The 9,897-nt window shown below is 71.6% G+C and carries 7 protein-coding genes and 3 pseudogenes; 5 read left to right on the top strand and 5 right to left on the bottom strand.

The annotated features are described in order from the left end of the window. The 4 genes and pseudogenes from ACYVIP_RS20365 to ACYVIP_RS20350 all read right to left on the bottom strand — a co-directional run. Positions 1-683 (bottom strand): annotated as a pseudogene (locus tag ACYVIP_RS20365) (hypothetical protein); the annotation flags it as partial. Between the two features lie 104 nt (positions 684-787). After that, entirely contained in the window at positions 788-1,516 is a 729-nt protein-coding gene (locus tag ACYVIP_RS20360) for a PIG-L deacetylase family protein (protein WP_460398595.1), read from the bottom strand. A gap of 94 nt (positions 1,517-1,610) precedes the next feature. Beyond that, positions 1,611-1,916, bottom strand: coding sequence for a hypothetical protein (locus ACYVIP_RS20355; RefSeq protein WP_460398593.1), 306 nt, complete (start codon positions 1,914-1,916; stop codon positions 1,611-1,613). A 60-nt stretch (positions 1,917-1,976) separates the two neighbouring features. Then, positions 1,977-2,279, bottom strand: a complete 303-nt coding sequence (locus ACYVIP_RS20350; protein ID WP_460398597.1) for a chorismate mutase — start codon at positions 2,277-2,279, stop codon at positions 1,977-1,979. 269 nt (positions 2,280-2,548) lie between these two features. Between ACYVIP_RS20350 and pcrA the strand changes: the two genes are divergently transcribed. Further along, positions 2,549-4,954, top strand: a complete 2,406-nt coding sequence (gene pcrA, locus ACYVIP_RS20345) for a DNA helicase PcrA (RefSeq protein WP_460398591.1) — start codon at positions 2,549-2,551, stop codon at positions 4,952-4,954. An 87-nt stretch (positions 4,955-5,041) separates the two neighbouring features. Further along, a complete protein-coding gene (locus ACYVIP_RS20340) occupies positions 5,042-5,314 on the top strand; it encodes a hypothetical protein (protein ID WP_460398589.1) in 273 nt (90 codons plus the stop codon). On the opposite strand, the gene ACYVIP_RS20335 is transcribed toward ACYVIP_RS20340, so the two are convergent. Then, positions 5,289-5,978: a M23 family metallopeptidase gene (locus tag ACYVIP_RS20335; protein ID WP_460398587.1), complete on the bottom strand. Its 690-nt coding sequence runs from the start codon at positions 5,976-5,978 to the stop codon at positions 5,289-5,291. The genes ACYVIP_RS20340 and ACYVIP_RS20335 overlap by 26 nt on opposite strands. 667 nt (positions 5,979-6,645) lie before the next feature. Between ACYVIP_RS20335 and ACYVIP_RS20330 the strand changes: the two genes are divergently transcribed. The 3 genes and pseudogenes from ACYVIP_RS20330 to ACYVIP_RS20320 form a co-directional block, all read left to right on the top strand. Then, a complete protein-coding gene (locus ACYVIP_RS20330) occupies positions 6,646-8,448 on the top strand; it encodes a hypothetical protein (RefSeq protein ID WP_460398585.1) in 1,803 nt (600 codons plus the stop codon). Positions 8,449-8,550: 102 nt separating this feature from the next. Continuing rightward, a pseudogene (locus tag ACYVIP_RS20325) lies at positions 8,551-9,628 on the top strand (succinate--CoA ligase subunit beta). Between the two features lies 1 nt (position 9,629). Beyond that, positions 9,630-9,897 (top strand): annotated as a pseudogene (locus tag ACYVIP_RS20320) (succinate--CoA ligase subunit alpha); the annotation flags it as partial.

Below are 9,897 nucleotides of genomic sequence, written 5' to 3'. Positions count from 1 at the left end.
GCCGGCGAGCCGGCCGGCTGGGCGGTCGCGGTCACCCTCGGTGAGTCCGGCCTGGCCGGGGTGGGCGTCACCGACGACGTCGGCGCGCGCCGGCTGCTGGCGGTCGGTGGGGCCGCGGTCTGCTGCCCCGGCAGGTGCTCGATCTCCAGCGGCCGGTCGGGGTAGGCGGGCATCGAGTCGGTCAGCTCGCCGGACGGGGCGCCGACCAGCCGAATGGCCGCGAACGCGAGCCCGCACACGACGGCCGCCGACGTGCCGACCGCGAACCCGGCCGCCTTGCGCCAGGTGCGCGGCGGGGTGACCGAGGCCGGCACGGTGCCCAGGTCGAACTTCAGCAGGCCGCTCGGCTGGGGCTCCAGCGCGGGCCCGACCGGCTCCTCGGTCCTGGGGAACGGGATCAGTGCCAGCGGCCGGGTGTCGTCCTCGGCCGGCCGGCGCGACCCCGGCTCGGCGAGCAGGTCGGCCACGATCGCGGGCGGCGGTGGCGGCGGCAGGTCGAGCGGATCGTCGGCCACCTCGGCCGGGCCGGCTGGCCACGGGTCGGTCAACCCGGTCAGCTGCTCCCGCCACGGCTCCAGCAGCGGATCGTCCAGTAACGGGAGCGGGGGGCCGTCCAGCCGGGCGTGCGTCGGCCGGTGCCTCGCCTCGACCGGGCGAACGGCCGGTGTCCATGCGGCGTTCACCGACTCGCGCCGGTGCTTGCCATGATGTGACCCTGCGGGCCATCCCCCGCTACTCATGGCTGTGGGACCTCGCTCCCTCCTGATCGTGATGTCAGGTCATCCGATCAGCTGGTGTCGACCACCTGGAAGTCCTCCGCGAGCCGCCCGTCGTCGAGGCCGTGCCGGCTGGCGATCCCCGCCAGGTAGCCGCGGATGTTCTCGTCCAGTCCGGTGTTGGCACCGACCTGGGAGACGTGCGAGCGCAGCGCGGCGATCTTCTTGTCGAAACACGTTGTCACGTCGACGGCGTGGTTGCGCTGCGCGACCGGGCCGTCGACGAGCCATAACTCCCGTACCGTCCACGGCGCCAGCCCCTCGTCGGCCAGCAGCTCGGGGAAGGCGTGCGGGTTGCGCGAGTCCGGGAAGACCGCGGCGAAGGCGGCCGTGCCGACCGCCCGGTGGTCCGGATGGGTGGTGGCCACCATCGACCAGTTGATCTCCGGGGACCAGGTGACCACCCGCTCCGGGCGCGCCTGGCGGATCACCCTGGCGAGGTCCCTGCGCAGCGCGAGCGACGGCTCGACGGCCCCGTCCGGGTAGCCGAGGAAGGTCACGTCGCGGACGCCGACCTGCTCGGCGGCGGCGCGCTGCTCGGCCTGCCGAACCGTGGCCATCGCGGCGGCGTCGCGACCGGGCTCGCCACCGGCCTCGCCGGAGGTGACCACGCAGTACGCGACCTCGATCCCGGCGGCCGTCCACGTCGCGACCGTGCCGGCCGCACCGAAGTCGACATCGTCGGGGTGTGCGGTGATGACCAGCGCCGAGCGCACGTCCACCGGTGTCGCGGTGCTCACTCTCGCCAGAGTAAGTGGTTGCACACGGTTCGACTGGCCGGGTACGCCTATCGCGCCACCCTCACTCGATCGAGTGAGGGTGGCGAAACCAGGACTACTGGCCCGACCGGTAGCGGTCCTTCGTCGACTGCAGCGCCTTGGTCGCCACGCCACCGGAGCCCGCCGCGAGCAGCACCGCCAGCACGTCGGCGAAGCCGCCGCCCGAGGTCAGCACCCACGCGAGCAGCGCCCCGGCGGTGGTGACGCCGGCGACCGGCCACCGCGACCGCACGTACTGGGCTATCGGTGTCCCGCCGGCCCGCTTGGCGGCGGCCGAGTTCAGCAGGGCGAGATAGCCGACGTGAGCCAGCGAGGCCACCACCGCGACGATGGCGATGATGATGGCGATCAGGTTCAGCATGTCTCCAGTGTGCCCGTCATCCAGCGTGCCGGGATCGGTGACATCCCTGAATTCGCCGAGCTAGCGGCCGAGCGGGCCGCGGCCGAGGTTGAGCAGCGCCATCGCGAGCTTGCGGCCCTCGGCACCGAGCTCGCGGTAGCGGGCGAGCACGTCGATCTCCCGGTTGTAGACGATCCTCGGCCCACCGGCGGCCATCCGCGCCGCGCCGATGGTCCGCGACACCTCCACCCGGCGCTTCACCAGCCGCAGGATCTCCGCGTCGAGCCAGTCGATCTCCTCGCGAAGCTTGCCGATCTCGGCGGCTGCCGGCTGATCGCTCGCCTGGTCGCTCGCCTGTTCGCTGGTTGGCGCGTTCTGGGGCATGTCGTCCTCATCCTCGGTCGATCTCATGGGAGTCACGGTGCCCCAGCGCGACGGAAGCCCCGGGGTCCGAGGACTCCGGGGCTTCGTTGTGGTCTGTTCAGCGTTACGCCACGACGGGAGCCGGAGTCCGGGTCCCGTAGAAAAACTCGAAATGGCGGGTACGCACGGGGCCGATTGTGCATCACCGCGCCGGTGGCTGTCCACCTTTCGCCGTGCGGTCCGGCTTGCCGCGCGCTCGCTGTCGGTGCCGGCCGGTAACGTTGCCGGCGATGAACACTCTGTTCGAATTGCCGTCCTCGTCTCCCTCCCCGGCCAGGCAGCGCAAGCAGTCGGCCGACCTGCTCGCCGACCTCAACGACCAGCAGCGGCGGGCGGTTCAGCATGCCGGCACGCCGCTGCTCGTGGTGGCCGGCGCGGGGTCGGGCAAGACCAGGGTGCTCACCAGGCGGATCGCCTACCTGCTCGGCGAGCGCGACGCGCACCCCGGCCAGATCATGGCGATCACGTTCACCAACAAGGCCGCCGCCGAGATGCGCGAGCGGGTGGTCGAGCTGGTCGGCAGGCGCGCCAACGCGATGTGGGTGTCCACGTTCCACTCGATGTGCGTCCGGGTGCTGCGCCGGGAGGCGACCACGCTCGGCATGAAGTCGAGCTTCTCGGTCTACGACGCCGACGACACCCGGCGGCTGATCACGCTGGTCGCCCGCGATCTCGACCTCGACCAGAAGCGCTACACCCCCCGCGGCCTCGCCTCGCACATCTCGAACCTGAAGAACGAGCTGATCGTCCCGGAGGACGCCAAGGAGGCCGCGGCCAACGACTTCGAGCGCCGCGCCGCCGAGGTCTACGTCGAGTACCAGCGCAGGCTCGAGCAGGCCAACGCGTTCGACTTCGACGACCTGATCATGCGCACTGTCGAGTTGCTCCAGCGCTACCCCGCGGTCGCCGAGTACTACCGCCGCCGCTTCCGCCACGTGCTGGTCGACGAGTACCAGGACACCAACCACGCGCAGTACACGCTGGTCCGCGAGCTGGTCGGCACCGGGGAGGACGGGGTCGAGCCGGGCGAGCTGTGCGTGGTCGGCGACGCCGACCAGTCGATCTACGCCTTCCGCGGCGCGACCATCCGCAACATCGTGGAGTTCGAGCGCGACTACCCGCAGGCGACCACGATCATGCTGGAGCAGAACTACCGCTCCACCCAGACGATCCTGTCCGCGGCCAACGCGGTCATCTCGCGCAACCCGGACCGGCGCGACAAGCGGCTGTGGACCGCGCTCGGCGACGGCGAGCAGATCGTCGGCTACGTCGGCGACAACGACCACGACGAGGCCGCGTTCGTGGCCGGCGAGATCGACCGGCTGATGGACTCCGGCGAGGGCCTGCACTACGGCGACGTGGCCGTCTTCTACCGCACGAACAACCAGTCCAGGGTGTTCGAGGAGATCTTCGTCCGGCTCGGCCTGCCCTATCGCGTGGTCGGCGGCGTCCGGTTCTACGAGCGGCGTGAGGTCCGCGACGCCCTCGCCTACCTGCGGGTGCTGGCCAACCCGGAGGACGCGGTCAGCCTGCGCCGGATCCTCAACGTGCCCAAGCGGGGCATCGGGGACCGCGCGGAGGCCTGCGTGTCCGCGCACGCCGAACGGGAGCGGATCTCCTTCTGGGCCGCGCTGCGCGACGCGGTCGAGGACAGGGTGGCGATGCTCAACCCGCGCTCGCGCAACGCGATCGCCGGCTTCGTCGAGCTGGTCGACGGCCTGCGCGCCATGGTCGACGGTGCGCAGGATGATCGCTACGAGGTGGCCGAGGTGCTGGAGGCGGTGCTGGAACGCACCGGCTACCGCGCCGAGTTGGAGGCCAGCGACGACCCGCAGGACGCCACCCGGGTGGAGAACCTGACCGAGCTGGTGACCGTGGCCAGGGAGTTCGCGCACGCGCTGGACGGGGTGGAGGAGGTCGTGACGGCCCCGGAGGAGGAGCCGCCCGCGATCGAGCCGGACTCGCTCGCCGCGTTCCTCGAGCGGGTGTCGCTGGTGGCCGACGCCGACCAGATCCCCGACGGCGAGGATGCCGAGGAGGGCGGCGGCTCCGGCGTGGTCACGCTGATGACGCTGCACACCGCCAAGGGCCTGGAGTACCCGGTCGTGTTCTGCACCGGCTGGGAGGACGGCGTGTTCCCGCACATGCGGGCGCTCGGCGACCCGGTCGAGCTGGCCGAGGAGCGCCGGCTGGCCTACGTCGGCATCACCAGGGCGCAGCGCAGGTTGTACCTGTCGCGGGCGATCGTGCGGTCGGCCTGGGGCCAGCCGGTGACCAACCCGCCGTCGCGGTTCTTCGACGAGATCCCGGTCGAGCTGGTCGAGTGGCGGCGGGTGCAGCCGGAGCGCGCGGCCCCCAGCGCGCCCACCTGGGGCTCGCGCCGGGCGGACGCGGTCCGGTCCCGGGGCGGCGGCGTTGGTGGCTCAGCGAGCGGTTTCGGGCCGGCAAAGGGGTGGAAGGACGTGCCGGCGCTGGCGTTGTCGCCCGGCGACCGGGTGAACCACGACAAGTACGGCCTCGGCACGGTGATGGCCACCGAAGGCGTCGGCCCGCGTGCCACCGCGACGATCGACTTCGGCACCGCCGGCACCGTCCGCCTGCTGCTGATCGGCAGCGTCCCGCTGGTGAAACTCTGACTTCTCCCCGCCACCTGGCGCGCATCGAACACCTGTGCGAAAATGATCTCGCGCACCGGCGCCGGCCAGGACAGGGGGAAAGTGAATGTGGACGAGCGGCTGTTGCGGATCCTCGCCGAGAGCGTCGGCCGGTACCTGGAGTCGGTCGACCGGCTGGCTGAGTCCGCGCCGGGGCGGCAGCGCCCGCTCGCCGTCGAGACGCGTCGGCTGGTGGCCGCCTGGCGGGCGCTGCTCGAGCTACACGAACAGGCCGACGGCCGCTGCGCCGCCGGTTGCCGGCGGCGGCGGATGTGCTCGGCGTGGCGGGTGGCCGGCGCCTACTTCGTGCGGCGGATCAGTAGTAGACGCCGTGCTCGTTGAGCCACGGCAGCGGGTTGAGCTTGAGCCCGTCGGCGTCCCAGACCTCGAAGTGCAGGTGCGGACCGGTGGAGTAGCCGCGGCTGCCCATGGTGGCGATCTGGTCGCCCGCCTGGACCTCCTCGCCCTCGTTGACGGTGATGGTGTCCATGTGGCCGTAGACGGTCACCGTGCCGTCGGCGTGCTCGACGCGCACCCAGAGGCCGAAGCCGCTGGCCGGGCCCGCCTCGATCACGACGCCGTCGGCGGCCGCGACCAGTGGGGTGCCCATCTGGTTGGCGATGTCCAGGCCGTAGTGGGTCGTGCCCCACCGGGCGCCGTAGCCGGAGGACACCCGTCCTTCGGCCGGCCGGACGAACTTGGGCCGGTTCCGCTCCGCCTCGATGGCGGCCAGCCGTTCCGCGCGCTTCTGCACGATCTGGTCGGTGGCGGCGATCTTCTGCGCCTCGAGCGGCGCGGCGGTGGTCTTGGCGACCGTCAGCAGCTCGGGGGCCGCCGAGGAGATGGTGTTGGTGTTGCCACCGCCGCCGATACCGATGGCCGCCGAGGCGTCCTTGGTGCCGGCGAGCGGAGTGATCTCGGGCGAGGTGTCCTGGTCGCCGCCCTGGAGCGTCTGACCGGCAGTAGCCGCGGCGAACGCGCCGAGCGCGACCGCGGCGACGACCACGCGACCCCGGAGTGCGGACGAGGGAGGTGAGACGCGGTGGGTACCACGAACTCGGCTGGTGGTTGCGCGGTCGTCAATAGCCTGCTCAAGCGCCGCGCGCTCCCAGGTATCGCCGGGGGAGCGATGTCGAGACAATTCCTGCCCTTCCGCCTTCGGGGAGTTCGGCTTCGGACGTCCAGCTCGGCGGGGACCGAGCTGATCGTGGACACCGGGCGGGGGATCCCGGTGGTCGGCATTCGGGTTGCCGACCCTGTCCAATTCGTGACCGGACTGTGACAACGGACCGGGGGACAGTAACCAAGGGAAAGCGTCCAGGGCAACTTCCACGGCCAAACTCGGCCAATAGGGTGGACTGCCCCAAGCCTGTGGCCAGGCGAAATAACCCAAAGTTATTCTCACCAGATCGCCCAATGTGATCCACGTTACGAACTCCCCAAGCAACCAAACGTCCGGTTACCCCTCCCCAAACCCCGCGAGTCCAACCCTCGTGACCCGCGAGTCCAACGCTCGTGCCGCGCGAGTTCGACGCTTCCGACACGTGAGTCCGCGCCGCCGATGCCATGCCGGGGCACCATGGCGCGACGACACCTGCCCTGACCTCTTCGAACCGCTTTTCCGCTTCAGGCGGGCGGGTGTGCGGGCCGGCATGTTGCTAGCGTTCTCCGCAATGAATTCGCGGACTCGATCGCCGCGCGGCCGGCCTGCGGAACCTCGGCACGCCCCGCTGGGCGTCCCCCACAGCCAGCACGCCGAGCGCCTTGGCCTGGCCGACACCCCCACCCGGCTCCGGGTGGCACTCGTCGTGGCCGCCCTCGGCTCCGGGCTGCTCATCGCCGGCCCGGTCGTCGGCCTCCTGCGGGGCGACCCGCCCGCCGGCTACGCCGCGACCCCGCTGCTGGTCCTGCTGGCCATCGCCGGTCCGGTGCTCGCCGTCGGCCTCATCCTCGCCGGCAGGGCGCTGACCGCCGCCGCCGTGCTGGTCGGTGCCGGACTGCTCGCCCCCGGCCGCGCGGTCGCCGACCTCATCTTCCTGCAGGACCCGGTGCTCGCCTCCCGGCCGGAACACCTGGTGCCCACCAGCCTCGCCGACATCGGCGCGGCCGCGGGAACCTGGCTGCTCATCGCCGGGCACCTCGCCACCGCCGTCGCCGGCGTGCTCGCCGCCGGCCGGGCGGGCGCCGACCCGGACTCGGCCTACGGGATCGAGGCCGACGCCGACACCACCTCCGTCGGCACCCGGCGACGCGCCCTCGGCTGGGCGCTCGCGCTCGGCACCGTCTCGGTGGTCGGGCTGTTCATGCCGCCCTTCTACTCGGCCAACGCCTTCATGCTCGGCCACGACCTCATCGGTTCGCCCACGCTCAACCGCATCGGCCTGCTGCTCGTCGCCGCCGCGGTCCTCGGGGGGTGCGTGTTCGCCGCGGGCGGCGCCCGGCCGGCCACCGCCGTCGGGGTCGTGCTCGGCGTGCTGGTCGCCACGGCGGCGGTCGTGCTGCCCTACCTCGTCGCCGGGCTCAACGTCGACATGCTGCGGCCGGCGCCGGGGCCCTATCTCGCGGTCGTTCCGCTCCTGCTGCTCGCCGGCGTGCTCACCCGCACCGACCGGGAACGCACACCGGCGACCGGCGAGGTCACCCTCGAGTCCGGCCGCGTGCACCTGGTCACCGGCGTGCTCGGGGTCCTCGCCGGCGTCGCCGCGCTGATCGGCGCCTTCGCCCCACAGCTCGTGGTCGAGGGCGTCGAGGCACCGGTGACCTACGCCAACCGCCAGCTCATCCCCGCCGGCATCCTCGTCGGCGCGCTGGGTGCCGCGCTGCTCCTCCACCGCTGGGCCGCGGCCGTCCGGCCGGCGTTCGTCGTCTCGCTCGCCGCGATCGTGCTCGTCGCGGCCGCCACCCTGGACGCCGCCTTCACCGGCTCGGGCACCCTGGACACGATCCACGTCGGCGCCGGCGTCTGGTTCGTGGCCGTCGCCGTCGTGCTCGCGGCCGCCGCGGCGATCGGCGCGGCCATCGCGGGCGGCGCCGAGCGCGACGACGTCGACCTCACCGACCGCACCGTCTATCTCCCGGTCGCCGCCCCGGTCGCCGCCGCGATCCTGTTCAGCGTCGGTGCCTTCGGCTTCCCCATGATCACCGCGCCGGATCTGGTCGCGCCGGGTATCTGGACCAACTTCCGGCTCGCGTCCTGGGGCCTGCTCCTCGCGATGGTCGTGGTGATCTGCGCCGGGGTGCTCGCCGCCCGTTCCCGGCCCGCCCGCGCGGCCGCGCTGCTCCTCGGCGCCGCCGTGGTCGTCGGGGTGCACGCGCTGGAGTTCCCGCTCACCGGCGACCGCGCCGAGGAGGCCGGCGCCGCCTCGGGCACCTGGCTGTCCATCGCCTGCTGTCTCGCGTTCCTGGTCGCCGCCGGGATCGCCGCCGCCGGCCCCGCTCCGGAACCAGCCGAGGAGCGCGCGGCCGACGGTCGGTGACCGACCTCACCGGGTGCCGTGCCCCTGCCTTCCCTGCTGGTCGCTAGGGTCTGCAGTCGTGCCGAACCGGGTCGTCGAGCCGTAGATCAGGAGAGCGTCGTAGTGGATCTGTACGAGTACCAGGCGAAGGACCTCTTTGGGGCCCACGGGGTTCCGGTGCTGCCGGGCTCCGTCGCCGACACCCCCGACCAAGCCCGCGCGATCGCCGAGGAGCTCGGCCAGACCGTGGTGGTCAAGGCCCAGGTCAAGACCGGCGGCCGCGGCAAGGCGGGCGGTGTGAAGCTGGCTGATGATCCGGCTGACGCCCAGGCGAAGGCGGAGAAGATTCTCGGTCTGGACATCAAGGGTCATGTGGTGCGTCGGGTGTTGGTGACCCCGGCGTCGGACATCGCTGAGGAGTACTACTTCTCGTTCTTGTTGGACCGGACGAACCGCACGTTCCTGGCGATGGCGTCGGCCNGAGATCGTGGCGGAGGCCAGGTTCCCTGAGGCGATCGCGGAGAAGGCGGCTGCGGTGGTCGTGACGTTGTGGGAGACCTTCGTGGCTGAGGATGCCACGTTGGTTGAGGTGAACCCGTTGGTGCGGGATCCGCAGGACAATGTGATCGCGTTGGACGGGAAGGTCACGTTGGATGACAACGCGGCGTTCCGGCATCCCGCGCACGCTGAGTTGGTGGATGTGGCGGCGGAGGACCCGCTGGAGGCGGCGGCCAAGGCCAAGGACCTCAACTACGTCAAGCTGGATGGTCAGGTCGGGATCATCGGGAACGGCGCCGGTCTGGTGATGTCGACCCTGGACGTGGTGGCCTACGCGGGTGAGGCGTTCGGTGGGATGCGGCCGGCGAACTTCCTGGATATCGGGGGTGGCGCGTCGGCTGAGGTGATGGCGAACGGGTTGGAGATCATCCTGTCGGATCCGGATGTGCGGAGTGTGTTCGTCAACGTGTTCGGTGGGATCACCGCGTGCGACGCGGTCGCCAACGGCATCGTGCAGGCGTTCCAGTTGCTGGACAGCCGGGGTGACACGGTGAACAAGCCGATCGTGGTCCGGCTGGACGGCAACAACGCCGAGGAGGGCCGCCGGATTCTGACCGAGGCCGCGCTGCCTGGTCTGCGGCAGGTCGACACGATGGACAACGCGGCTCGTTCGGCCGCCGAGCTTGCCGCACAGGGGGCGTGAGATGGCGATCTTCCTCAACGAGGACAGCAGAATCATTGTTCAGGGCATGACTGGTGCCGAGGGCACCAAGCACACCCGCCGTATGTTGGCCTCTGGCGCCAACGTGGTCGGTGGCGTGACCCCGGGCAAGGGCGGCAAGACCGCGGACTTCTCCGATGTCAAGGACGGCCTGACCCTGCCGGTGTTCAACTCGGTCGGTGAGGCGATGGGCGCTACCGGTGCGGATGTGACGGTGGTGTTCGTGCCGCCGAGGTTCGCGAAGGCGGCGG

This window comes from Actinophytocola sediminis, from assembly GCF_054779715.1.
This window is presented reverse-complemented; position numbering and strand designations above follow the sequence as displayed.

Bases quoted from the DNA above. Each gene is read 5' to 3' on its own strand.
- ACYVIP_RS20355 (WP_460398593.1), bottom strand. From the start codon at position 1,916: ATGCTGAACCTGATCGCCATCATCATCGCCATCGTCGCGGTGGTGGCC.
- ACYVIP_RS20350 (WP_460398597.1), bottom strand. From the start codon at position 2,279: ATGCCCCAGAACGCGCCAACCAGCGAACAGGCGAGCGACCAGGCGAGC.
- pcrA (WP_460398591.1), top strand. From the start codon at position 2,549: ATGAACACTCTGTTCGAATTGCCGTCCTCGTCTCCCTCCCCGGCCAGG.
- ACYVIP_RS20330 (WP_460398585.1), top strand. From the start codon at position 6,646: ATGAATTCGCGGACTCGATCGCCGCGCGGCCGGCCTGCGGAACCTCGG.